Source organism: Marinomonas sp. GJ51-14 (assembly GCF_055808695.1).
Genome location: NZ_CM147879.1, coordinates 1,903,695 through 1,926,837 on the forward strand (window position 1 = coordinate 1,903,695; position 23,143 = coordinate 1,926,837).

Genomic DNA, 23,143 nt, shown 5'->3' on the forward strand with positions numbered 1-23,143 from the left:
AGGAAATTATGCGAACAGAATCAAATACGGTGTTGCCCCTATCTTCAAGTGTGCCAAATAAAGGTACAAAAATAGCTCAAGCTTCTGCGGATAATGGAGCTGCTTTTGGGCGCGATTTCAATAAAGCTAAGGCCGATCTAGATCCTAGGAAAACCAATGTATCAGGGGCTTTTCAAGGGGCTTCTGAGTCGGAATCAAAACCTTCTTTAACTTCTAAGTCTGAAGACACTAAAGTTCATAAAGCGAATAGTGTTTCAGATGTTGATGAAACACCATTGCCCTCAAAAAATAGCTCTGAGACATCGAGTATTTCAGTTTCTAGTTCAGAATCAAGCGGCAAGGTTTTGCAGTCGAATGGCGATCTATCTCCTGTATCTAATGTCGATGTTGAGCTCATTGAAGACGGTGTTCCTTTATCACCTACTGATTCATTGGATACCGTTGCTTTGCTATCTACTACGACAGATTCAGGTGAAAACCTTGATGAAAAAAAGGTTCTAACCAAAAATCCAGAAATGGATACTGACAACTTGATAAATTTAGAAGAGGCAGCTTTGCCTGTAGTTTCTCAAGCGGTTGTTAGCGCGACAGATGATAGCTCTGTCCAATTTGAAGGTGTAAAAGATGCGACTAAAGGCTCTTTAAAGAGTGCTTCCGCAATGCTTGTTGGTTCTGAAAAAATGTCGCAAGCTGAGTTAACGTCGGATGTTGTTGATAATGATGGCATTCAGGCTGTTAGTTCTAGTGATTCACTTCAATTACAGCCTAATGTTAATCCTGATGTAGTAAGATCGTCTTCTCTTGTTGGTACTGATGCATATGCTCAGGGAGATATACCATTAACAGCCGAAACTGAAGAGCCCGATTTAGTTATAAACTCTATTGGGGCTGGATTAACAGTCGCTGCTCCCCAAGTAATTTCTTCGCCGAATGCAATAAATAGCATAGCGTTAAGTGGTGACGAAGTGACTTCTGGTTTGTCGAATGAATCAGGCGAATCTGAATTTGTAGAAAGTGAAGGCGGAGGTCAGTTGTCTTGGGTGTTATCTCAGATGGATGCGTCCGCTTCCAAAGCGGCTCAAGTGAACCCTGAAGCAACTGCAGCATTGGATAGTGTTAAAGCGGGAGCGGCTGCAACAGGTTTGTTTGCTGCTTCTATGAATAAAGGTACAGGCTCAGATTCCGGATTATCTTCATCATTAAATAATTCAGCCATCACTTCTGAGGAAGTTTCTGTAGATCCGTTCTTAAATGAAGATGGGGTTTTAATAGATGAGCCTATTGAGTTGCGTAAAAAAGAGCAGGAAGCCATGATTGGTCGAATGTCTACGCAAGTTGATGGTAGAGTGAGTGATGATAATGGAACTGGCGGTTTAAATAGCTCATTACAAAATAATGGCATAAACCGTTTGGCGTCTGGTATAAATGTATCGGCCGCACCAGTAAGTACTGCTCAGTCGAATCTAACAATGAGTTTGCCACCAAGTCACCCTGGGTGGGCTAGTGAGATGAGTCAGAAGGTCGCTTGGGTGGCTAGAGATGGCGGCCATACCGCTCATATTAGATTGGATCCACCTGAGTTAGGTAGCTTAACTGTTAAAATATCAGTTGATAATGACTCCAATACTCAAGTGAGCTTTCTCGCAGCCACACCACAAGCTCGAGATTTGTTGGAGAGTCAAATGAGCAGGTTGCGTGATATGCTTGCACAGCAGGGTATGGATTTAAGTAAAGCGGATGTAGATGTGTCGCAGCAAGACGCTTCAGGCGCACAGAAACAAATGGAGCGAGATACGCATAACCGAAATGATATTGTTGCAGATGAGGTTAGTGATGAGCTTATCTCAAGCAATTTATCCTATGTTTCTGCCTCAGGTGTTGATTACTATGCTTAAAAACTAAGAAAATTGATGGTGCTATGTTTGATTCTTTGTAGAATAGAAGATTACTAGTATACGAGAGTGTAGTTCGCGCTCTATATAAAGAATTTGATATACCTAAGGTTTGTTGTATGGCTGAAGAAGACGGTTTAGATATCGGTACAGAAGAGGGAAAGTCTGGTGGTAAGAAAAAACTTATCATTATTGGTCTTCTGCTATTAGTGTTGCTTGGTGGTGGAGCGTCAGCTTACTTCTTTTTGTTTAGTGGTGATGATGTTGAAATTGATTTAACAAATGAACCGTCCATTTACTTATCTTTGGATCCCGTCTTTGTTGTCGATTTTATGGTTGATGGTAGGCAGAGGTATATTCAGTTGAATATGACCGTAATGTCAAAAGATGCAGCTCAAATTAATGCTGTTACACTGCATATGCCATTGATTAGGAATAGCCTTGTCTTGCTATTTTCTAGCCAATCTTTCTCTGATTTACAGACAGCAGAAGGAAAGATTGCATTAAAGCAAGCTTCAACTGACGCAATCAATGGCATTCTTGAGCAGGAAACTGGTCAAGGCGGTATCGATCATGTGTTGTTTACTAACTTTGTGATGCAGTAATAATTATGTCAGCTCAAGATCTCTTATCGCAGGACGAAATAGACGCGCTCTTACATGGTGCGGATGAAAAACCTGTAGAGGAAGATAATAGAGATGCTAATGGTGTAGCTTCTTACGATATTACCAGTCAAGAGCGTATTGTTCGTGGGCGAATGCCTACGCTGGAAATGATTAACGAACGTTTTGCTCGTTATACACGTATTAGTTTATTTAATATGCTTCGTCGTACTGCTGATGTTTCTTCCGGCGGTTTACAGGTTATGAAGTTTGGTGAATATGTTCATACTCTTTATGTTCCAACAAGTTTAAATTTGGTTAAGTTTAGGCCGTTAAGAAGCACAGCTCTTTTTATATTAGATGCAAAGCTAGTTTTTAAACTGGTTGATAACTTTTTTGGTGGTGATGGACGTCACGCTAAAATCGAAGGTCGAGAGTTTACGCCAACAGAAATTCGTATCGTCCAACTTATGCTGGAGCAGGTTTTTGTTGATTTGACTGAAGCTTGGGCTCCAGTGCTGAAGCTTGAGCTTGAATATATTAGTTCAGAAGTTAATCCTGCGATGGCAAATATCGTGAGTCCAAGTGAAGTGGTTGTTGTATCAACTTTTCACATTGAACTTGATGGTGGTGGCGGTGAACTTCATATTACTTTACCTTACTCTATGATTGAACCTGTGCGTGAATTGCTTGATGCTGGTGTTCAGAGTGATGTGGATGAAAAAGATGACCGTTGGGGGAAATCTTTAGAGCAGGATGTGAAAGATATAGATGTTAATTTAACGGTTAATGTCGTGAATCGAAAAATCTCCTTAGGCGAAGTGCTGAAATTTAAAGTGGGTGATGTTATTCCTGTAGAAATGCCGGAGTTTGTTACTGTTCGGGCAAATAATGTTCCGACCTTTAAAGGCAAGCTGGGCGTAAGTAATGAGCACTATTCGGTGCAAATGGAAGAAAGTTTTAAAACGAAGGTAACTAAGTAGCATGGCAGAAGAACAATCTCCAGATCAAGAAGGAATGGATGAAGGTTTAGCGGACGAGTGGGCGGCAGCAATGTCTGAAGCTGGCGAGACTGATGGAGAAGGCGAAGGTCTCGAAGATGAATGGGCTGCCGCTATGACCGAACAAGTCGAACCGGTTAAGCTTGAGACGCTTTCGAATCCTGCGGTACCAAATGGTGGCGTTGGTTCTGATCTTGACTTAATTATGGATATTCCAGTGGTTCTCTCTATGGAATTGGGAAACACGGAAATCGCGATTCGCAACCTAATGCAGCTAACTCAGGGGTCTGTTGTGGAGCTTGATCGTTTTGCTGGTGAGCCTTTGGATGTATTGGTTAATGGTACCTTAATTGCTCATGGTGAAGTGGTTGTAGTGAATGATAAGTACGGTATCCGTTTGACGGATGTTGTAAGTCCTAGTGAGCGTATTAGAAGATTGAAGTAGCCCAAGTTTGATTTTTTCTTTTCTTTATCGATATTTTATTGCTGCCGTATCTTTTACGGCAGCGTCGTACTTGCATGCCACAGGTATACAGGAAGCGTCAGCCACTTCGTCTTTGTGGAAGGTTGTTGTTTCTTTGGTCTTTATTATTGCTTTCATCCCTGCTTGCGTTTGGTTAATGAAGCGCTTTCAATTTGCTCAAATGAAGTTGGGGCAAGCGGACATTAAAGTGGTAAGTGTTCAATCTCTAGGCGCGAAAGAAAAACTCATGCTTGTAGAGGTTGAGGGTGAGCGTATGCTTATTGGTGTTACGGCAAATGCAATTACGCATATTAAAACTATGTCACCCAAGCCTAAAAGTTTTGCTTCTGTCATGGATGAAGTAGATAAAGAGGGTATAAGTGGTCGGCAAGGCAATGGGGATACTGAGTGATTCGTTTTGTTATCTTCCTGCTTTTAGCATTTCCAGCTGTTTCTTGGGCTGAGGTGGGGTTGCCTGCGTTAAAAGTGATTACTAACGCAGACGGCAGTCAAGACTACACGGTTTCTTTGCAAATTCTCTTTATTATGACGGCACTGACGTTTTTACCGACGGCCCTTATAATGATGACAGCTTTTACCCGTATTATTATTGTCTTGGCAATTTTACGTCAGGCAATTGGTCTTCAGCAGACTCCATCAAATCAGATTATGATAGGGATGGCTTTATTTTTAACCTTGTTCATTATGACGCCAACGTTGGATAAGGTGAATGAAGTCGCCTTGCAACCCTATCTCAAAGAAGAAATGACTTCTTATCAAGCGGTCGAAGCGGCATCGGTTCCGATGAGAGACTTTATGTTGGCACAAACAAGAGAAGATGATATTGCTCTTTTTGTTAAGTTGGCTGGTCGAGAAGGTACGATTGAATCATTAGAAACACTTCCATTTACTATTCTAATGCCTGCCTTTGTTACGAGTGAACTAAAAACAGCCTTTCAGATTGGTTTTATGATTTTTATTCCATTCTTGATTGTAGATATGGTGGTAGCCAGTGTTTTGATGGCTATGGGTATGATGATGTTGTCACCTATCATTATATCTTTGCCTTTTAAAATTATGCTCTTTGTCATGGTCGATGGTTGGTCTATGATTATGGGAACATTAGCGGCGAGTTTCGGGATTTAGCTATGAATCCTCAAGTGGTTTTAGATTTATATGGGCAAGGCTTTTATCTTATTGTATTGATTGTTGGTGCTGTCATGCTGCCAAGTTTGTTGGTTGGTTTGATGGTGAGTGTATTTCAAGCAGCAACTCAAATTAACGAGCAGACACTTTCTTTTCTTCCTAGGTTGATTGTCACCATCTTGGTTATCATGCAGTTGGGTCCATGGATTTTAACGAAATTAATGGATTTTACGACCGGTTTATTCATTAATATTCCTATGATAATAGGCTGATGTTAGAGCTTAATCCTGACCAACTATTAACTTTAACGATCAGTTTTCTTTTGCCTTTTTTTCGCATTGGCGCCTTTTTTATGGCGTTACCGCTTATTGGTAGTCGCCTAGTTAGTACGCGAGTGCGTATCGTATTTTCCTTTCTTGTCGCGATCATAGTGACGCCAATTGTTAATGTCCCTAATCATGACCCTATTTCTCCTGCTTATATTGTGTTGATTGCGGAGCAGTTAGTGATCGGCTTTGTATTGGGTTTTGTTGTGACTATTCTGTTTCAGCTATTTTCTCTAGCTGGGCAGTTGGCTGCGATGAAAGCGGGGCTTGGTTTTGCTATGTCTAATGACCCTGCAAACGGTATTTCGGTTGCAACATTAGGTCAGTACTATTTATCTATGGTGGCGTTGGCTTTTCTCGGAACGAATGGTCATTTGGTGATGATCGAATATCTGGCGGAGAGTTTTAATTATTGGCCAATTGGTGGTGGTTTTGATAGTCAGCGCTACTGGCAATTAGTGCTTCTTGGTGGTTGGATGTTTGAAAAGGCGTTGCTTATTGTTTTGCCTTTGGCGATTGCAGTATTAGTCATTAACTTGTCATTTGGTGTTGTAGCCAAGGCATCTCCTCAGCTAAATATTTTTGCACTTGGCTTTCCCATTATAATGCTATTCTCTTTGTTCTTTTTCTGGGTTATGTTGGATGAATTCTTAAGTATTTATTTACTCTTTTTTGCGGAAATTATTGACTGGATGAAGACAACTTGGGGGATTCATTTGAATGGCTGAAAATGAAGACGGTAGTGAAAAAACCGAAGGTGCCAGTAGTAAGAAACTTCAGGATGCTCGTAATAAAGGTAATCTCCCTCGTTCTAAGGACTTAAGTTCTGCGCTTTTATTGATTGTCGCTGCAGCAACTATTTATGCAACTGGAACCTTGTTGGTTCGCGATCTTGCGACTTTATTTGATTTCAACTTTATTATAGAAAGAGAAGATGTTTTTGACTTTAGTCGGATGATTTTTCACCTCTATCAGTCTGTGGTGACTATGATGGATTCTATGGTATTGCTTATGTCTGTTTTAGCGGTGGCAGGTATTATTGGTAGTATTGCTTTGGGGGGATTGAATTTTTCTTGGGAACCTTTGACTCCTAAGTTGAGTAAATTGAATCCTATTGCTGGTTTGAAGCGAATGTTTTCGGTGCAATCCTTAGTTGAGTTATTTAAATCAATTGCTAAGGTGACTCTGGTCGGTTTTGTTGCTTTTGTGGTTCTGAACTTTTTTTTACCTGAAACCTTAGGCCTAACATTTCAATCTATTCAATTAGCTATAGCTCATGGTATTGATATTGTAGTTTGGTCTTTTATATTTGTAGCCTTGGCCTTAGCCTTGATTGCTGCCATTGATGTCCCTTTTCAAATTTGGTCTCACAAAGAAAAGCTTAAAATGACCAAGCAAGAGGTAAAAGACGAATTCAAACAACAAGAGGGCGATCCTTTGGTTAAGGGGCGTATTCGACAAATGCAAAGGCAGGCGGCGATGAGTCGAATGATGTCTGATGTGCCTAAAGCCGATGTTATTATAACAAACCCTACACACTTTTCTGTTGCTTTAACGTATGATCAGGCTGGCGGTGAAGCCCCTGTTCTACTTGCAAAAGGTGGTGATTTTATTGCGTTGAAAATTCGAGAAGTTGGCAATCACTATGATATCCCTGTGATACAATCCCCAGCGCTGGCGCGAGCCATATATCATCACACTGAGGTTGGTGATGAAATTCCTCAGGGGCTATTTAAAGTTGTTGCTCAGTTGTTGGCGTATGTTTATCAATTACGTAATGCTCGTACTGGAGCGCCAAGACCGGAAGTGATGCCAGACTTGGATGTGCCTGATGAGTTTAGGTGGGATGGAAGCTGATCGTGTCTTGTTGTTTTTCTATAGGATTGTAGTGTGAATTTTGACCGTGGTCGTATTGCAGGACAAGTTCAAGGTATTTTTAGTGGGAATTTAGGTATTCCGATTTTGTTGTTGTCTCTCTTGGCAATGATGATCTTACCTATTCCCGCTTTTTTATTGGATGTTCTTTTTACTTTTAATATTGCTTTAGCAATCGTGGTCTTACTTGTCGCAATTTATTCGATGCGTCCTTTGGATTTTGCGGTATTTCCAACTGTATTGCTTGTTTCCACTTTGATGCGATTGGCGTTAAACGTAGCTTCAACGCGAGTGGTGTTGTTGAATGGCCATGAAGGCGGTGATGCTGCTGGTAAGGTAATTCAGGCATTTGGTGAAGTGGTTATTGGCGGTAACTATGTTGTTGGTTTTGTTGTCTTTGCAATCTTGATGATTATTAACTTTGCAGTAGTAACAAAGGGTGCCGGACGTATATCTGAAGTAAGTGCACGTTTTACCTTGGACGCAATGCCGGGTAAGCAAATGGCAATTGATGCTGATTTAAATGCAGGCATGATTGATGCTGAGCAAGCCAAAACTCGTCGTATAGAAATTTCGTCAGAAGCTGAGTTTTACGGTTCTATGGACGGTGCTTCTAAGTTTGTAAAGGGTGATGCCATTGCTGGTTTGTTAATACTCGGTATTAATATTATTGGCGGTTTATCTATTGGTATGGCGCAACATGATCTCTCATTCACAGAGGCAATAGAGCGTTATTCACTTTTAACTATTGGTGACGGTTTGGTTGCTCAGTTACCATCACTTATGCTTTCTACTGCTGCCGCTATCATGGTTACTCGAGTTAATGAAACTGGAGACATGGGCTCGCAAATTGTTAAGCAGATGTTTGGTTCTCCAAAAGCCCTATATGTTGCTGCAGGTGTGATGACTATTATGGGCATCGTTCCTGGTATGCCTCATTTTTCATTTTTGTCTCTAGCTGCATGTATTGGTGGGCTTGCTTACTTCCTTGAATATCGAAAAAAACAAACACCGAAGAAATCAACAGCTGCAACTGGGAAGGCATCATCGGATAAAGCCGTGCCGGCTGAAATGAAAGATTTAAGTTGGGATGATGTTGCCCCGGTGGATATGCTTGGTTTGGAGGTGGGTTACCGCTTGATTCCCTTGGTTGATAAAACTCAAGGTGGTGAGTTGTTGGCAAGAATAAAGGGCGTCCGCCGGAAGTTGTCTCAAGATTTGGGTTTTTTGGTTCCGAGTGTGCATATTCGAGATAACTTAGATTTAATGCCGAATGCTTATCGCGTTACATTGATGGGGGTGAGTTTAGCTGAGGCAGAGGTTCACCCTGATAAAGATTTGGCTATCGATCCTGGGCAGGTATTTGGTACGGTCGATGGAGTGCCTGGTAAAGATCCATCGTTTGGTCTTGATGCAGTGTGGATTGATCCGAAGAAAAGAGACCAAGCTCAAACTTATGGTTATACGGTTGTTGATGTTAGTACTGTTGTGGCTACACACATTAACCAGATTATGCATAAACATGCTTATGAATTAATTGGTCATGACGAAGTTCAGCAACTACTGAGTTTGTTGAAACAGTATAACCCTAAATTAGCTGAGGAGTTGGTACCAAATACAGTTCCCTTGAGTGTGCTTTTAAAGATTTTACAAAATCTTTTGATAGAAGGTGTGCCGCTACGTGATATGCGTACCATCGCTGAAGCTATTATGGGGGTTCAGCCTAAAACTCAAGACCCTATGATATTGACTGCGGCTGTTCGAACGTCATTATCTCGACTTATTATCCAGACGTTGGCAGACGGTGTAGAAGAAATTCCAGTATTGACGTTAGAACCTCAGTTGGAAAAAATGTTGATGCAAACGGTTCAACAGAGTCAGCAATCGGGAATTAAAAATGAGGAAGCGCTTATACTTGAGCCTCAAATGGCTGAAGAGTTGCAGAACTCATTGCGTCAATCTGCTGAACAGCAAGAAGCAATGGGGAATACGCCAATTTTAATCGTCTCTGCTCCTATACGACCTATGTTGGCTCGTTTTATGCGTTATGGTATGGTGAATATGTCAGTTCTTTCTTATCAAGAGGTTCCAGACCATAAACGTATTACTGTTGTGGGAGTAATTGGCCAATAGATTTAAGGATAAATGTAATTAATTGTATCTATATTTATTTGAATCTTTCGGGTAAGCTATGGATTTGTAAGAAAAATATACTGGAAGGATTAAGTTATTCATGCAAATTAGGCGGTTTCGAGCTCCTGACATGCGGCAAGCGATACGAAAAGTTCGTGATGCTGTAGGTCCTGATGCTGTCATTTTATCAAATCAACGTCTCCCTACAGGTGAGATAGAGATTGTAGCCGCTTTGGATTACGATGGCTCATTGCCTTCTAGTATGGCATCTAAACGATCGCCAGAGCCTAGGTCTAATAAGTATGTCGATCCTAGTTCAGAGTATTTAGAGCGTATTGAGAAAGCCAAGCAGCACACGCATTCTGAGTCGAATGGCACTTCGCACCAGAAAAAAACATCTACTTCAAAGATTGAAATGCCACCATTGTCGGATGATAAAGAAGATCCTCGGTTGGAGGAGGCTTTATCAATACGAAACGCTGAAAGTGCTAAGCAATTGCGAGATATGGAGCTAGAGCTTCAAAGCGTGCGAGCAATTCTTGAACAGCGACAGCAGACGGAAAATGGTACCTCTTCTAAAGTGGCCGGTGTTGAGTCCAGAATACGTGGAAAACTCAAAGGGCTTGGGTTGTCTGATTTTGTTGTGTCTAGATTGATAGATGATATTGATTTAAAAGACCGTGAGGATGATTGGAATCGTCTATTGGCTCATTTGGCTGATTACATTCCTGTCCGTTCTAATACATCAGAACTTCGTGGCTGTATTGCTTTTATGGGGCCTACCGGCGTTGGTAAAACAACATCAATTGGTAAAATCGCTGCACAGCATGTTTTAAAACATGGTTCTGATGGGGTTGTGTTAATAACGACGGATACTTATCGAATTGCAGCCCATGAGCAATTACGAACATTTGGTCGTATTCTGAATGTTCCTGTAGAAGTGGTTAATGAATATTCAGACTTAAATGAAGTTTTGGCTAAGTATTCAAATTATTCATTGGTTCTTGTTGATACTGCTGGTATGAATCCAAGAGATTCAAATCTAGAGCGACAACTATTAATGATGAAAAGAGCTCGGTCTGGATTGAAGAAACTTTTAGTACTGCCTTGTACTAGTCAACGGCAAGTATTAAAAACGGTTGTCGACGTTTATTCACAAGTACAGTTAGATGGTTGTGTTTTGAGTAAGCTAGATGAATCTGCTTCACTTGGTGAGGCAATTAGTGTAGTTATTGAAGAAGGTTTACCTGTTGTATATATAGCAGATGGTCAACGTATACCGGATGATATTGAGCCAGCAAGAGCACATAACCTGATTAGTAGGGCTGTTTATACAGCAGAACACTATAGTCAGTTATATGGCTCATTAAAGTATGGTAGTTAGTAAAAATATGTTATTACTGAAAGCGTTACGTCAAACTATGTAGTACAGTGACTTGGCGCAACTAACTTAAATAGTAAAGGTTGCTTAGAATATTTTATGCAGACCAAGAATGGATATAACACATACTCTAAAAAAGCGACGCTGTCGATAGATTCGATTGTTGAGCAGTATGGGTATTTAGTGAAGAAAATTGCTTATCATCTATTGGCGCGTTTACCAGATAGTGTTGATGTAGATGATTTAACTCAAGCTGGCATGATGGGTTTGATTGAAGCGTATAAGCGTTTTGAATCAACAAAAGGTGCTAGCTTTGAAACCTATGCTGGTATTCGTATTCGCGGGTCCATAATGGACGAAGTGCGAAAAACGGATTGGGCTCCACGCTCAGTTCGACGAAATGGCAGGGCAGTTAATAACGCAATTAAAGAATTAGAAGCAAAGCTGGGTCGTGAAGTTTCCGACGTGGAAATTGCGGCTCACATGGAAATTAGTATAGATGAATATCATGAAATGATTCATTCTTCCATGTCGACTCAGTTATTTAGCTATGAAGAAATGTTAGATTCTGATACTAATAATTTAGAAAGTGCAGAGTCTGAATTTGAAAATACGCCTTACTCTTTGGTTGAAGAAGGTGGTTTTCAAAGTGAATTGGCGAAAGAAATAGATAATCTGCCAGAACGAGAAAAATTAGTATTGTCTTTATACTACAACGAAGAGTTAAATTTAAAAGAAATTGGTGCTGTAATCGGTGTCAGTGAATCAAGAGTTAGTCAAATTCATAGTCAAGCGGCTATGCGTTTAAGGGCTCGATTAAGTAATTGGCGAGATTAAATTATGGGCTTTGGAATAATACCTTTGGGGTGTGGAGGTTGCATTGGATAAAAACATGAAAATCCTGATTGTTGATGATTTCTCGACAATGAGACGAATCATTAAAAACTTACTACGGGATTTAGGATTTACCAATACAGTTGAGGCGGATGATGGAACGACTGCGTTGCCTATACTTCAAGGTGGAACAATTGACTTTCTTGTTACCGATTGGAATATGCCTGGGATGACTGGTATTGAATTGCTACGCGCTGTTCGTGCTGATGAAAAACTAAAGACAATTCCTGTTCTTATGGTAACCGCTGAAGCTAAGCGTGACCAAATTATTGCTGCTGCACAAGCAGGAGTGAATGGTTATGTAGTTAAGCCGTTTACTGCAGTTGCTCTCAAGGAAAAAATTGAGAAAATATTCGAACGAATAGATGCAGCTAAATAGGAAATGTAGATGTCAAATAAATTGGGATCTGGGCTAGTAGAATTTGAACAACTAGTAAAAGACGGTGCAGTAGAGCTTTTAAATCACCTTGAAGTTGGTGATTTTAGTAGCGCGATAAAAAAATCCAGGAGTTAAGTGAAGCTCGTCATAACAGCTTTTATAACGAAGTGGGTCTTTTAACTCGGAGCCTACATGATGCTATACGTGATTTTCAAGTAGATTCAATTGATTTAGTTGTTGGTGAAGGTGGAGGTGATGCAAGTAAGATCACGGATGCTTCTGATCGACTAAATTATGTTATTGAGACAACTAGCGCCGCTGCCAACAAGACCATGGATATGGTGGATAGTAGTGTTCCTGTGGCAAGTGAACTGCAGACTCAAGCTAGAGGGCTTCGAAAAGATTGGAGTCGTTTAATTCAGCGAGATTTGACTCCGCAAGAGTTCCGCGATCTATATAAGCGCATTGATGTCTTTTTGGGTTATGCAGATGAAAGTGCCACTACCTTGCATTCAAACCTCAATACAATTCTTCTAGAGCAAGGTTACCAAGATCTTACTGGTCAGGTGATTTCTAGAGTGAATGATTTAATCAGAGATGTAGAGGTGAAGCTTGTACATCTTGTTGCTGTTGCTGGACGAGTAGATAGTATCTCCGGAATTGAACACCAAGAGGAAGAGTCTGAACACGATGATACACGTGGACATGGCCCTGCTATTAATAAACAAAACAACCCAGAAGTATTGAATAGTCAAGACGAAGTAGACGACTTGCTATCAAGTCTTGGTTTCTAAAAGGGGCTGAGGATGAGTTTCGAGGTCGATGAAGAAATTCTACAGGATTTTTTGGTAGAAGCTGGCGAAATACTAGAGCAGCTTTCCGAACAACTTGTAGATTTAGAGCAAAACCCTGATGATAAGCCATTGCTCAACGCAATATTTCGTGGCTTTCATACCGTTAAAGGTGGTGCGGGTTTTTTACAATTAACTGCACTGGTTGATTGTTGCCATTATGCTGAAAACGTTTTTGATATTTTAAGAAACGGTCAGCGTAAAATAGATTCTGATTTAATGGATATTGTTTTACAGGCGCTTGATGCTGTAAATGAGATGTTCGATACCGTGCGTGCTGGTGGTGAGCCTGAGCGTGCAGCTCCGGAACTAATAGCAGCGCTTAGTGTGTATGCAAAAGCACCCACTGCTGAAGAACTGGCTGGAGAATCTGTTGATGTTGTTGAGGTCGACGAGCCGGAAGAGCCAGTTGATGAGGTAGAGGAAAGCTCTTCATCAGATGAACCTGTTGATATTTCTGATGATGAGTTTGAGTCATTGCTTGATGCATTAGGCGATTCTTCTAATGACGACTCCCAGAAAGTCAGTGAAGCTCCAAAGTCTGATGATGAAATTACAGAAGATGAATTCGATGCTTTGTTGAATCAGCTTCATGGCGATAGTGCGCCAGGGCTTGATAAAAACTCTAGTGTGGAAAATGCTTCGTCTTCTTCTGATGAAATAACAGAAGATGAGTTTGAAGCTTTACTTGATAAGCTTGACTCAACTAAAAAAGAAAGCAAATCAACAGATGAATCTAAATCTGAAGCTCCTAAAGTTGGGGGTGATTCGGATCTGATAACAGAAGACGAATTTGAATCTCTTTTAGATAGTTTGCAAGAAAAGAATGGTGATAAAAAAGCTGCAGAACCTGCAGCGGCTAAAGTTGAAGCTAAGACTGCACCAGTTAAGCCGAAAGTTGCTCCTAAACCTGTTCCTAAATCTGCAACTAAAACCACTGAACCTGAAAAAACGACTAACTCGCCAGTTACCCAAGAAGCCACTGTTCGAGTCGATACTAAACGTCTAGATGACATAATGAATATGGTTGGGGAGCTTGTATTAGTTAGAAACCGCCTTGTTCGTTTAGGTCTTCAAAGTGAAGACGAGTCAATGGGGAAAGCTGTATCAAATTTAGATGTTGTTACAGGCGATTTGCAGAACGCGGTGATGAAAACGCGTATGCAACCGATTAAAAAGGTTTTTGGTCGATTCCCTCGAGTAGTGCGAGATCTAGCTCGAAACATGAAAAAAGAGGTTAATCTTGTTCTTCGTGGTGAAGATACAGACTTAGATAAAAATTTAGTTGAGGCCTTAGCAGATCCACTTGTTCACTTAGTGAGAAACTCTGTGGATCATGGTGTTGAAGGGCCAGATATTCGAGAAGCGAATGGTAAGCCTCGTGTTGGTACAGTTATCTTATCTGCTGAGCAGGAAGGTGATCATATACTATTGTCTATTGAAGATGATGGCGCAGGTATGGACCCTAACTTCCTTCGTAAAAAAGCCGTTGAAAAAGGCTTGATGGATATGGATGCCGCTGAACGTTTATCTGATGAAGAAGCGTTTAATTTAATCTTTGCTCCTGGGTTCTCAACAAAAGTAGAGATTACAGATGTATCTGGTCGTGGAGTTGGGATGGATGTGGTGAAAACCAAAATCTCTCAATTAAACGGTACTTTGGATATTAAATCAGTACTTGGTCAGGGCTCACGCTTTATCATTAAGGTGCCTTTGACCCTTGCGATAATGCCAACACTTATGGTGACTTTATCTGATCAGGCATTTGCTTTTCCATTAGTAAGTGTTAATGAAATATTCCATCTTGATTTGAAAAAGACCAACATTGTTGATGGTCAGCAAGTCGTTGTTATTCGAGGAAAAACACTACCAATATTTCACCTCAAAAATTGGCTAGTTAAAAAATCGGATACTAATGATATGCCTACGGAAGCTCATGTAGTAGTTGTTCAGGTTGGTATGAGTGAAGTTGGCTTTGTTGTCGATCAATTGGTTGGTCAGGAAGAAGTCGTTATCAAACCGTTAGGTAAGATGTTGCAGGGAACTGCTGGTATAGCTGGCGCAACGATTACAGGTGATGGTCGTATTGCATTGATTCTTGATGTTCCTAGTATGCTTAAAACTTATGCATCAAGATAATACGCTTTTCATTTAGGGGATTTGATATGCCTGTAAAGGTATTGGTTGTAGATGATTCGGGTTTTTTCCGACGTCGTCTAGTTGAAATTTTTGAAGCGGATCCTCGGCTTACTGTAATCGGCACTGCCAATAACGGGCAGGAAGCGATAGATAAGGTTCAGTCCTTATCACCTGATGTTGTTACTATGGATTATGAGATGCCTGTTTTAGATGGTATCGCGGCCGTAGTAAATATCATGAAGGTTAAGCCAACGCCAGTATTGATGTTTTCCTCATTAACGCATGAGGGAGCTAAAGTTACACTGGATGCTCTAGAAGCTGGTGCTGTTGACTTTATGCCAAAGAATTTCGAGGATATTTCTCGTGATTCAGCTGTGGTTAAACGAGCTTTAGTTGATCGTGTATTAGCTGTCGCAAGGACACGTTTAGCAGGCAGTAGAGGGCCTGTTGAAGCGCTTGCTCCACGAACAGCTCCAAAGCCAATTGTAACAGAACGTGGTGTTATTATACCACGAGCTAGAAAACGAGTTAGTCTCGTTGCTATTGGTACTTCTACAGGTGGGCCCATGGCCCTTCAATCCGTTCTTAGTAAATTGCCAAAAGATTTTTCCGCACCTTTAGTGATTGTGCAGCATATGCCAGCCGCATTTACTGGTGCTTTTGCAGATAGATTGAATAACATTTGTCAAATCACTGTTAAAGAAGCACAAGATGGAGATCGTCTGACTCCTGGAGTTGCATTACTAGCACCTGGTGGAAAGCAAATGATGATCGATCCACGTAATGGCGGCTGTGTTCGTATACTTGATGGTGATGAACGATTGAATTATAAACCATCCGTCGACGTGACCTTTGGCTCTGCGTCAAAGTGCTATCCAGGGAAAGTATTATCAGTGGTTATGACTGGTATGGGGGCTGACGGACGTGAAGGTGCTCGTATGCTAAAGAGTTCAGGCTCTAAAGTTTGGATTCAAAGTGAAGAATCTTGTGTTATCTATGGCATGCCTATGGCTGTTGAGAAAGCCAATTTAGCTGATGAAATTATTGATTTAGAACATATTGGTGAACGTATCGCACGTGAGGTTAGCTAATGGATTTTGTTACCTTAGCGGGTCTTTTGATTGCTTTTAGTTCAGTCTTCTTCGCCAACTGGTTAGGTGGCGGAGAGGTTGTTCTGCTCCTTAATCTGCCTTCCGCTATTATTGTCGTTGTGGGCAGTTTGGGCGCCACATTAATCCAAAGTAATATTAAAGATGCAGTTCGTGCGCTTTCATTGCTTAAATGGAGCTTATTTCCTCCTGTTTATGACTTCAACTTTGCCCGCGCGCTCCTAAATAATCTTGCTCACAAAGCCAGACGCCTATCCTTACTTGCCTTAGAATCTGATATTAAATCGTTTAATAATCCATTCTCGAGCAGAGCTATGCAAATGGTTGTTGATGGTGTTGATCCGGAATTATTAGTGGATCGACTTAATGATGATGCGGTTCGAATCTACGAAAAGAGAATGAAAAGTGTTGCCTTCATTGAATCAATTGGAGGTTATGCTCCAACATTAGGGATTATGGGGTCAGTTTTAGGCCTTATTCAAGCAATGGCTAATTTAGATAGTCCCGAGGCATTAGGTCATGGTATTGCTGTTGCATTTGTCTCTACTCTATATGGGCAAGGCTTTGCGAATTTAGTTATTTTTCCTATTGTTAAGAAACTTTCCAGCTATGTGGATAAAGAGCTTCTTTACCATCAAATGTTGATAGACGGTATTTGTGGTATCGCAGTTGGTAAACATCCTTATCGATTAGAGTTAGAGCTTAATACTTATGAGTGATGAAACTTCACCTCGGCCTTTAAGACGCAGACGAGTAGCTATTAAAACTGCTGCTTCGAATTCGCAAGGAAAAGATCGTTGGTTGTTGTCTTATGCTGATTTTATTACTTTATTATTCGCCTTTTTTGTCGCTCTTTACGCCTTGTCCTTACAGAACTCAGGAGATGAGGCCAAATTAAAAGAAACACTTCACGGTGTTTTTGATGCTGTACAGAAATCGGTAAAACCAATTAATATTGGCGAGCCTATTGTAGGGGAGCCAAAAGATATTGAAGTTGTTGAAACAAAGCCTATTCCAGTGGCGATTCCCACGATAGAAGAGAGTCAGAGTCAATCATCGGCTGTCTATTCATTATTAAGTCAAATTGTTGAAAATCAATCTTCAGATTTATATGCGTCTGGTCAAATATCGGTCTCTGAATCTGCTCAATGGGTGAGTCTAGAGCTTAATTCAAGTTTGTTATTTGATCAGGGTGAATATGATCTAACAAATGAAGCCGTGGCGTTACTTATCTTGGTTGCTAACGTGCTAATTCAATATCCATCAGTTGTTTTGGTGGAAGGTAATACAGACGATTTACCTGTTAATTCAAATCGGCTTGTATCAAATTGGCATTTATCAAGTCTAAGGTCTTCGGCAGTTGTGGATGAGTTGGTGTATAGAGGTATTAATCCTAAGATGATTGCACCAATAGGATTTTCTAGTGAAAACCCTAAAGTCAGAAATACTAATGAATATGCTCGTCAGCAGAATAGGCGAGTCACGTTAAAAATTAGTAAGCGTAATGCAGATAATGCTCATGATTACTTGTTTAATTAGCGTATTACTGTATATGATTGCAAGGAATTAGTAAGCAAAATAATAGCATAGGGTATCAGGGGAGTCAGAGTGCACATTTGGGCAGTGGCGAATCAGAAAGGCGGTGTAGGTAAAACGACAACGGTTGTCTCTTTAGCAGGGCTGTTGGCTGACGCTGGGCATCGAGTATTAATGATCGATCTTGATCCTCATGGATCATTAACCAGTTATTTTCGTTTTGATCCAGACTCAATTGAGAAGAGTGCTTATAACCTTTTTCAAGCGCCGGGTAAAATACCAGAAGAACTGCCTGCTTCTTTGATCTTGGAGACGGGGCATCCTAATTTATCTTTATTACCTGCATCGACAGCCTTAGCCACATTAGAGCGTCATGCTCAGGCGCAAGGTGGTATGGGCCTTGTCATTTCTAAAACCTTGGCTATTTTATGGGATGACTATGATTACGTATTGATTGATAGTCCACCAGTGCTTGGTGTTTTAATGATTAATGCCCTAGCGGCTTGTCAGCAGCTAGTTATACCTGTGCAAACAGAATTTTTAGCTATTAAAGGTTTGGAGCGAATGGTTAGAACACTGACCATGATAAACCGAGCAAGAAAACGGCCGGTTCCATTTTTAATTGTTCCAACACTTTTTGATAGGCGTACCCAAGCGTCAAATAAAAGCTTACGGAATTTAAAAGATACTTATGAAGAATTGGTTTGGCACTCAGTCATTCCGGTAGATACAAAATTAAGAGATGCAAGTACTGCGGGTATTGCTCCTTCAGCATTAGATCCTAATGCGCGTGGGATTAAAGCTTATGCAAGTCTGATGGATTCTTTGTTGAACCCAGCGGGATAGTAACGACTTATGAAAGATACAAAGAGTAAAGAACAGGAATTAGCTGGTCCACAAGCTGCTGTCCAACGCTATCTTGATGATTTATTGCAAGAAGCGACAGGGGAGTCTCTGATTGAAGAACCTCAAAATGTTTCTGATGTTGAAGAAACATCTGAGGTTAGTTCAAATGAATCAGATTTCAACGAAGAAGAGTTGTCTTCTTTAGATGCATCTTTTAAAGATTTTGAAGATGCTATTTCAATGAATAACTCAACGGAACTCAATACTATTGAGCCAGAGCCAGAGCCAGAGCCAGAGCCAGAGCCAGAGCCAGAGCCAGAGCCAGAGCCAGAGCCAGAGCCAGAGCCACGAGTCGCGAAAACAGACCCTTTACCATGGGCTGTTGGGCGGTTTGAATGTTTACTCTTTCGAGTGGGCGGCCTAAAAATGGCGGTGCCATTAATCGAATTGGGTGGAATATTTCAAAGTGATCAAGACAAGCTGACTTCTCTTTTTGGTCAGCCTGATTGGTTTATGGGAATAGCAAATGTTGGAGAGTTTAACCTTCGAACAGTCGATACCGCCCGTTGGGTGATGCCAGATCATTATGAAGGCGAGCTAAAAGAAAATTTTAAATTTGTGATTCAGCTTGATCGTTCGGATTGGGGGGTAGCCTGTGAAGAAGTTGCAGAGGCGATTACCTTAGAACCGTCACAAGTTAAATGGCGAAGTGATAGAAGTAAAAGACCTTGGCTAGCAGGTACAGTGATTGAGCATATGTGTGCCATACTTGATGTGCAAGGGTTTATAGAGTTATTAGATGATCCAAAAAATGGATTTAAGAAGTCGATCAAATAATTGTTATGATCATTTTATGGTTTTGGGAGAGAAATTATGTCAACTAGTATCGCATTAAAAACTGCGAGTAATTCTGAAGACCCTATGTTGCAATGGGTAACATTTCGCTTAGAAGATGAAATCTATGGCGTTAATGTTATGCAAGTAAAAGAAGTTTTACGTTACTCTGAGATTGCCCCCGTTCCAGGTGCGCCAACTTATGTTCTTGGTATCATTCATTTGCGTGGTACTGTGGTAACAGTGCTTGATACTTGTCAGCGCTTTGGCTTACCTTCTGGTGAAATTACTGATGCGACTCGTATCATGATTTTGGAAGTAGAGGGTTATGTGATTGGTCTTCTTGTCGATGCGGTTTCCGAAGTGGTTTATCTTCGTCAATCAGAAATTGAAGTAACACCGAATGTGGGTAACGATGAATCTTCTAAATTCATTCAAGGCGTTTGTCATAAGAATGATATTTTATTGATCCTTGTTGATCTTGATAAATTATTATCTGAAGATGAGCTATCCGAAGTCGGTGGTATATAAGTAGTAAGGTAGTTGCTCTAGATGGAATCTCAATGGTTATTTAACCTTCTACTGACTCTCCAGTTTGTCATTTTGATTGGTGTTGTAGTGTGGGCTTTTCGTTTATCAAAACGATTAGATAGAATGAAGCTTCAGCATACTGACACAGAGATTAGTCAGAAAAAACAAGTTCAAGTGCTTGCCTCCGGATCAATAGGAATGGGGCGACGATTAGTAGCTATTGAGAAAAAACTTAATCTAGCGGTTGAGAAGCAGTCTGAGATATTATCCAAAGAAGGAAATGTTTCCTATAATCGGGCAATGGAGCTTTTAGAAATGGGAGCAACTATTGATGATTTGGTTTCGAAATGTGGCTTGATTCGAGCAGAAGCTGAACTTATTAGTTTATTAAAAAAAGAATCTCGTAAGGATTCTGATTACCATTGATGGTCTTTGATCTTATGTGCGAACGCAATAATTTCTGCGACCGCTAAATACAAAGACTCCGGGATTTCCTCTCCTAACTCCAAAGTGCTGAGCATCTCTACTAGTTCAGGGCTTTGGTGTAACACCACATCATTTTCTTTCGCCACTTCCATGATTTTCTCTGCAAGTGCTCCGCTGCCTTTTGCGATTACTTTTGGTGCTGTGTCATAGTCATATTTTAGAGCAATGGCTTTTTGCATCATGTTCTCACATCAATCAAAGATTGATTTTTGTTAAGCGTACTTGTTTCATTTTCCAATCTAGATTGAAAGGTATCAAGTTGCTCAACTTCGATATTTTTTTCCCTTAGTTGTTCTTTTAATATAGGTATGTTTTTTTGTAGTTTTTGAAGCGTGTCTTTTTCTTCTGCTATAAAAATAATACTTACTTTTTTTCCTTGAATGCTTGTTCTAGCTTCAAATCGTCCGGTTTCTTCAAAATCAAATTTCAATTTGACCAACCAGCGTCTATCTTGTTTATTACTTAGTTGTTTATCCGAGTCTTTATCAATTTCTATGCGAACAAAACTATAAGCTTGTCCATTTCTTACTGGAAGTTCTATGTGTAATGGATAAACCTGAGTGTTGATTTGGTTCGGGTCTGAAAAATGTCGTAATTGAGTTGTAGTAATGCGTTCAATCGCGTTAGCAATTTGCTCGGTTGGAACGTTACCTAAACGCAATGCACCCATACTCTCTTGAGTTTCTTTTATTCGACTTAAATTGAGTTTCAAATCTGCAGGTAGAAGCTCAGTTTTATTGTTAATTAATAAAGACTCCGAAAATGTACCGCTGGTTTGTATAGCTTGTTTCATGACTTCGGAAGAAGTTGTTAAGTTAGCTAAGCTTGGGAGGCCTTGTATTAATTGTTTCAGGGCTTGTTGTGTCTGCACAGGCATATTAGATGATGGTGCTTCACTCAGTGTTTGCAGTTGTCTGATGAGTTGTGACATATCGTTGAGTTGAAGCTGTTTAGGTAAGCTTTGTTTTAATGCTTCAGTTTGTAGTGTGGTAATTGTATTGTCCGCCTTTGGCGGTAGTACTTGCATGTTATTTTTGGTATCAACTAAAACACGAATCACATCTCCTTGCTTAAGTTCTGTTTGGCTGATGATAGGGAATTCTGTTTTTCCATCGGTTACAGTCGCAAGGTGTGTTTGGCTGGTGTTTACTGGAACAGGATTCTGTTGAGTGTTTTTAACAAGAGTATTCTGCTGTGTTGTGTTTGTTTGTAGCGTATTTTTTATTGGAAGATTAGGTGCTACTGGAGCTACTGGAGTTCTGGTTTGAGCATTGTTTGTTAAAAGGGTATTGGTTGTATTTGCCAATGGTGTGCTTGGTGATGTTGACATTGTTTGAGATGTGTTTGTATTTGTTGGTGTTGGAGTCGCTTGTAGTGTATTAATTTGAGACGCATTTGCCTGAAAGGTGTTCCCAGGGGAGGCATTAGTAAGGATTATACTTCCTAAAGCTGAAGGTGTTTGTGCTGTATTGGTTTGAGCGCTATTTGCTGTGTTAGTGGATGTTTGAGGTGTTGGTGCCGCCGCTATTGTTGAATTGTTTGGTTTTGCATTGTTTGGTTGTGCACTGTTTGTTTGAGGGCTGTTTACTTGAGTACTACTTGGTGTGATATTGGTTTGTGGTGTTGTCGCAGGGGTCGTTGCTGTTGATGATAAAACGGTTAGATTAACAACACGTGATGCGAGTATTAGATTATCGACTTGTTTAGTTTGTGGTGTATTCGTTGTTTGTTGAGCTTGACTGGGTAAGGATTCTTTAGTGAGTGATAGGGATGCCTGAGAAGCATTGGTTTTATTTAATTGGGCGCTTTTCAAGTCACTGACATCAATAGGTAAACCTGTATTAATTAATGTGAAAGGTTGTTGGGTTCCTGTGGCATGAAGAAGCTGGATTGCTTTACCTTGAAACTGAAGTGTTTCACTACCTTGGAATTTAATTAAACTCAGATTTTCTATAAGCTTAATTTCATTACTTAATTTGGCTAACGTACCAGCATTGCCTAATGTCATGTTACTGGCATTCTGCTTACTTTGTGAAGGATTCAACATCGAGAGAATGTCAGAGATCATATCGTTTGCCTATCTGTTCGTTATTTAAGAAAGAATCTCATATAATACGAGAGCTTTAATATTCAATAATGATGTTGACTAATATATCGGCCTGAACGGATAAATCTTTTGCAATCTCCTGCTTTTTTAACAATATCTGATCTTTGGATTGAACGTGGAGAAAGAGATCTTTGTAAAAGACTCTCTTTTGACCTGTTTGCTGGTGATGTACTGCGTATCTTAGGCGAAAATGGCGCGGGGAAAAGCTCACTTCTGAAAGTGATTTCAGGGTTTATGTCCCCACTAGAGGGAAGGTTGTTTTTTGACGGCCAAGAAGTAACAAATGATCGTCACACTCTACAGGAAAATATCTTGTACCTTGGCCATTCCGCAGGTGTGAAAAAAGTACTAACGGTTGAGGAAAACCTTCACTGGTATTGTCCTTCGGCTTCATCAAATGAGCTACATTTCGCATTAGAAATGTTGGGGCTTCTATCTCTATTAGACTTCTCTGTAAACTCATTGTCAGCAGGTCAAATAAGGCGTGTAGCTTTGTCTCGCTTATGGTTGAGTAAAAAAAGTTATGGTTACTTGATGAACCTTTTGCCTCTCTGGATGCGGAAGGTGTAGGAATTTTAGAAAAACGTATAGCACAGCATACAGCATCAGGCG

26 protein-coding genes are annotated in these 23,143 nt (G+C 40.4%); 24 read left to right on the forward strand and 2 right to left on the reverse strand.

Annotated elements, in window-relative coordinates; all coding sequences use genetic code 11:
• Positions 1–8 precede the first annotated feature (8 nt).
• The 23 genes from AC0L3Y_RS09160 (at position 9) to AC0L3Y_RS09270 (ending at position 20,364) form a co-directional block, all read left to right on the forward strand.
• Positions 9–1,895: a flagellar hook-length control protein FliK gene (locus AC0L3Y_RS09160; RefSeq protein WP_473461053.1), complete on the forward strand. Its 1,887-nt coding sequence runs from the start codon at positions 9–11 to the stop codon at positions 1,893–1,895.
• 116 nt (positions 1,896–2,011) lie between these two features.
• On the forward strand, positions 2,012–2,497 hold the full coding sequence (locus tag AC0L3Y_RS09165) for a flagellar basal body-associated FliL family protein (protein WP_473461058.1): 486 nt from the start codon (positions 2,012–2,014) through the stop codon (positions 2,495–2,497).
• Positions 2,498–2,502: 5 nt separating this feature from the next.
• Positions 2,503–3,477: a flagellar motor switch protein FliM gene (gene fliM, locus AC0L3Y_RS09170; RefSeq protein WP_473461061.1), complete on the forward strand. Its 975-nt coding sequence runs from the start codon at positions 2,503–2,505 to the stop codon at positions 3,475–3,477.
• 1 nt (position 3,478) lies between these two features.
• Positions 3,479–3,940, forward strand: a complete 462-nt coding sequence (fliN, locus tag AC0L3Y_RS09175; protein ID WP_473461065.1) for a flagellar motor switch protein FliN — start codon at positions 3,479–3,481, stop codon at positions 3,938–3,940.
• 7 nt (positions 3,941–3,947) lie between these two features.
• Positions 3,948–4,370 carry a flagellar biosynthetic protein FliO gene (gene fliO / locus AC0L3Y_RS09180; RefSeq protein WP_473461069.1) on the forward strand — a complete coding sequence of 141 codons (423 nt, stop codon included), beginning with the start codon at positions 3,948–3,950 and terminating at the stop codon, positions 4,368–4,370.
• Entirely contained in the window at positions 4,367–5,104 is a 738-nt protein-coding gene (fliP, locus tag AC0L3Y_RS09185) for a flagellar type III secretion system pore protein FliP (RefSeq protein ID WP_473461072.1), read from the forward strand. The genes fliO and fliP overlap by 4 nt, the downstream gene beginning before the upstream one ends.
• A 2-nt stretch (positions 5,105–5,106) precedes the next feature.
• Positions 5,107–5,376 carry a flagellar biosynthesis protein FliQ gene (gene fliQ, locus AC0L3Y_RS09190; protein WP_473461075.1) on the forward strand — a complete coding sequence of 90 codons (270 nt, stop codon included), beginning with the start codon at positions 5,107–5,109 and terminating at the stop codon, positions 5,374–5,376.
• On the forward strand, positions 5,376–6,158 hold the full coding sequence (fliR, locus tag AC0L3Y_RS09195) for a flagellar biosynthetic protein FliR (RefSeq protein WP_473461078.1): 783 nt from the start codon (positions 5,376–5,378) through the stop codon (positions 6,156–6,158). Before fliQ ends, fliR begins: the two co-directional genes overlap by 1 nt.
• Complete coding sequence (flhB, locus tag AC0L3Y_RS09200; RefSeq protein WP_473461081.1) at positions 6,151–7,287, forward strand: flagellar biosynthesis protein FlhB; 1,137 nt, start codon at positions 6,151–6,153, stop codon at positions 7,285–7,287. The genes fliR and flhB overlap by 8 nt, the downstream gene beginning before the upstream one ends.
• A gap of 33 nt (positions 7,288–7,320) precedes the next feature.
• Complete coding sequence (gene flhA / locus AC0L3Y_RS09205; RefSeq protein ID WP_473461084.1) at positions 7,321–9,438, forward strand: flagellar biosynthesis protein FlhA; 2,118 nt, start codon at positions 7,321–7,323, stop codon at positions 9,436–9,438.
• Between the two features lie 100 nt (positions 9,439–9,538).
• A complete protein-coding gene (gene flhF / locus AC0L3Y_RS09210; protein WP_473461087.1) occupies positions 9,539–10,822 on the forward strand; it encodes a flagellar biosynthesis protein FlhF in 1,284 nt (427 codons plus the stop codon).
• Positions 10,823–10,918: 96 nt separating this feature from the next.
• Positions 10,919–11,656 (forward strand): RNA polymerase sigma factor FliA, encoded by a 738-nt coding sequence (locus AC0L3Y_RS09215; RefSeq protein ID WP_473461090.1) that lies wholly within the window; start codon positions 10,919–10,921, stop codon positions 11,654–11,656.
• Between the two features lie 55 nt (positions 11,657–11,711).
• Positions 11,712–12,092, forward strand: a complete 381-nt coding sequence (locus tag AC0L3Y_RS09220; protein WP_473470609.1) for a chemotaxis response regulator CheY — start codon at positions 11,712–11,714, stop codon at positions 12,090–12,092.
• Positions 12,093–12,101: 9 nt separating this feature from the next.
• Positions 12,102–12,227 carry a hypothetical protein gene (locus AC0L3Y_RS09225; protein ID WP_473461093.1) on the forward strand — a complete coding sequence of 42 codons (126 nt, stop codon included), beginning with the start codon at positions 12,102–12,104 and terminating at the stop codon, positions 12,225–12,227.
• 32 nt (positions 12,228–12,259) lie between these two features.
• Positions 12,260–12,886 carry a protein phosphatase CheZ gene (locus AC0L3Y_RS09230; protein ID WP_473461096.1) on the forward strand — a complete coding sequence of 209 codons (627 nt, stop codon included), beginning with the start codon at positions 12,260–12,262 and terminating at the stop codon, positions 12,884–12,886.
• A 12-nt stretch (positions 12,887–12,898) separates the two neighbouring features.
• Entirely contained in the window at positions 12,899–15,082 is a 2,184-nt protein-coding gene (locus AC0L3Y_RS09235) for a chemotaxis protein CheA (protein WP_473461099.1), read from the forward strand.
• Positions 15,083–15,108: 26 nt separating this feature from the next.
• The gene (locus AC0L3Y_RS09240; protein ID WP_473461103.1) at positions 15,109–16,173 is read left to right on the forward strand and encodes a protein-glutamate methylesterase/protein-glutamine glutaminase; all 1,065 of its coding nucleotides are present in this window, start codon (positions 15,109–15,111) and stop codon (positions 16,171–16,173) included.
• Entirely contained in the window at positions 16,173–16,910 is a 738-nt protein-coding gene (locus tag AC0L3Y_RS09245) for a flagellar motor protein (protein ID WP_473461107.1), read from the forward strand. The genes AC0L3Y_RS09240 and AC0L3Y_RS09245 overlap by 1 nt, the downstream gene beginning before the upstream one ends.
• Positions 16,903–17,730 carry a flagellar motor protein MotB gene (locus AC0L3Y_RS09250; RefSeq protein WP_473461111.1) on the forward strand — a complete coding sequence of 276 codons (828 nt, stop codon included), beginning with the start codon at positions 16,903–16,905 and terminating at the stop codon, positions 17,728–17,730. The genes AC0L3Y_RS09245 and AC0L3Y_RS09250 overlap by 8 nt, the downstream gene beginning before the upstream one ends.
• Before the next feature lie 69 nt (positions 17,731–17,799).
• Positions 17,800–18,573: a ParA family protein gene (locus AC0L3Y_RS09255; RefSeq protein WP_473461114.1), complete on the forward strand. Its 774-nt coding sequence runs from the start codon at positions 17,800–17,802 to the stop codon at positions 18,571–18,573.
• Between the two features lie 9 nt (positions 18,574–18,582).
• Positions 18,583–19,410: a chemotaxis protein CheW gene (locus AC0L3Y_RS09260; protein ID WP_473461117.1), complete on the forward strand. Its 828-nt coding sequence runs from the start codon at positions 18,583–18,585 to the stop codon at positions 19,408–19,410.
• A 36-nt stretch (positions 19,411–19,446) separates the two neighbouring features.
• Complete coding sequence (locus AC0L3Y_RS09265) at positions 19,447–19,938, forward strand: chemotaxis protein CheW (protein ID WP_473461120.1); 492 nt, start codon at positions 19,447–19,449, stop codon at positions 19,936–19,938.
• A gap of 21 nt (positions 19,939–19,959) precedes the next feature.
• Positions 19,960–20,364, forward strand: a complete 405-nt coding sequence (locus AC0L3Y_RS09270) for a DUF2802 domain-containing protein (RefSeq protein ID WP_473461123.1) — start codon at positions 19,960–19,962, stop codon at positions 20,362–20,364.
• On the opposite strand, the gene AC0L3Y_RS09275 is transcribed toward AC0L3Y_RS09270, so the two are convergent.
• Positions 20,355–20,606, reverse strand: coding sequence for an EscU/YscU/HrcU family type III secretion system export apparatus switch protein (locus tag AC0L3Y_RS09275; RefSeq protein WP_473461126.1), 252 nt, complete (start codon positions 20,604–20,606; stop codon positions 20,355–20,357). The two genes, AC0L3Y_RS09270 and AC0L3Y_RS09275, sit on opposite strands and share 10 nt — an antisense overlap.
• Positions 20,603–22,492, reverse strand: a complete 1,890-nt coding sequence (gene fliK, locus AC0L3Y_RS09280) for a flagellar hook-length control protein FliK (RefSeq protein ID WP_473461130.1) — start codon at positions 22,490–22,492, stop codon at positions 20,603–20,605. Before fliK ends, AC0L3Y_RS09275 begins: the two co-directional genes overlap by 4 nt.
• A 108-nt stretch (positions 22,493–22,600) precedes the next feature.
• On the opposite strand from fliK, the gene ccmA reads away from it, so the two are divergent.
• Positions 22,601–23,101, forward strand: a complete 501-nt coding sequence (gene ccmA, locus AC0L3Y_RS09285; protein WP_473461134.1) for a heme ABC exporter ATP-binding protein CcmA — start codon at positions 22,601–22,603, stop codon at positions 23,099–23,101.
• The last annotated feature ends 42 nt before the right edge of the window (positions 23,102–23,143 follow it).

Coding starts and splice junctions, on each gene's coding strand:
- AC0L3Y_RS09160 (WP_473461053.1), top strand. CDS start 9: ATGCGAACAGAATCAAATACGGTGTTGCCCCTATCTTCAAGTGTGCCA.
- AC0L3Y_RS09165 (WP_473461058.1), top strand. CDS start 2,012: ATGGCTGAAGAAGACGGTTTAGATATCGGTACAGAAGAGGGAAAGTCT.
- fliM (WP_473461061.1), top strand. CDS start 2,503: ATGTCAGCTCAAGATCTCTTATCGCAGGACGAAATAGACGCGCTCTTA.
- fliN (WP_473461065.1), top strand. CDS start 3,479: ATGGCAGAAGAACAATCTCCAGATCAAGAAGGAATGGATGAAGGTTTA.
- fliQ (WP_473461075.1), top strand. CDS start 5,107: ATGAATCCTCAAGTGGTTTTAGATTTATATGGGCAAGGCTTTTATCTT.
- fliR (WP_473461078.1), top strand. CDS start 5,376: ATGTTAGAGCTTAATCCTGACCAACTATTAACTTTAACGATCAGTTTT.
- flhB (WP_473461081.1), top strand. CDS start 6,151: ATGGCTGAAAATGAAGACGGTAGTGAAAAAACCGAAGGTGCCAGTAGT.
- flhF (WP_473461087.1), top strand. CDS start 9,539: ATGCAAATTAGGCGGTTTCGAGCTCCTGACATGCGGCAAGCGATACGA.
- AC0L3Y_RS09215 (WP_473461090.1), top strand. CDS start 10,919: ATGCAGACCAAGAATGGATATAACACATACTCTAAAAAAGCGACGCTG.
- AC0L3Y_RS09220 (WP_473470609.1), top strand. CDS start 11,712: ATGAAAATCCTGATTGTTGATGATTTCTCGACAATGAGACGAATCATT.
- AC0L3Y_RS09225 (WP_473461093.1), top strand. CDS start 12,102: ATGTCAAATAAATTGGGATCTGGGCTAGTAGAATTTGAACAACTAGTA.
- AC0L3Y_RS09235 (WP_473461099.1), top strand. CDS start 12,899: ATGAGTTTCGAGGTCGATGAAGAAATTCTACAGGATTTTTTGGTAGAA.
- AC0L3Y_RS09240 (WP_473461103.1), top strand. CDS start 15,109: ATGCCTGTAAAGGTATTGGTTGTAGATGATTCGGGTTTTTTCCGACGT.
- AC0L3Y_RS09245 (WP_473461107.1), top strand. CDS start 16,173: ATGGATTTTGTTACCTTAGCGGGTCTTTTGATTGCTTTTAGTTCAGTC.
- AC0L3Y_RS09250 (WP_473461111.1), top strand. CDS start 16,903: ATGAGTGATGAAACTTCACCTCGGCCTTTAAGACGCAGACGAGTAGCT.
- AC0L3Y_RS09260 (WP_473461117.1), top strand. CDS start 18,583: ATGAAAGATACAAAGAGTAAAGAACAGGAATTAGCTGGTCCACAAGCT.
- AC0L3Y_RS09265 (WP_473461120.1), top strand. CDS start 19,447: ATGTCAACTAGTATCGCATTAAAAACTGCGAGTAATTCTGAAGACCCT.
- AC0L3Y_RS09270 (WP_473461123.1), top strand. CDS start 19,960: ATGGAATCTCAATGGTTATTTAACCTTCTACTGACTCTCCAGTTTGTC.
- AC0L3Y_RS09275 (WP_473461126.1), bottom strand. CDS start 20,606: ATGATGCAAAAAGCCATTGCTCTAAAATATGACTATGACACAGCACCA.
- fliK (WP_473461130.1), bottom strand. CDS start 22,492: ATGATCTCTGACATTCTCTCGATGTTGAATCCTTCACAAAGTAAGCAG.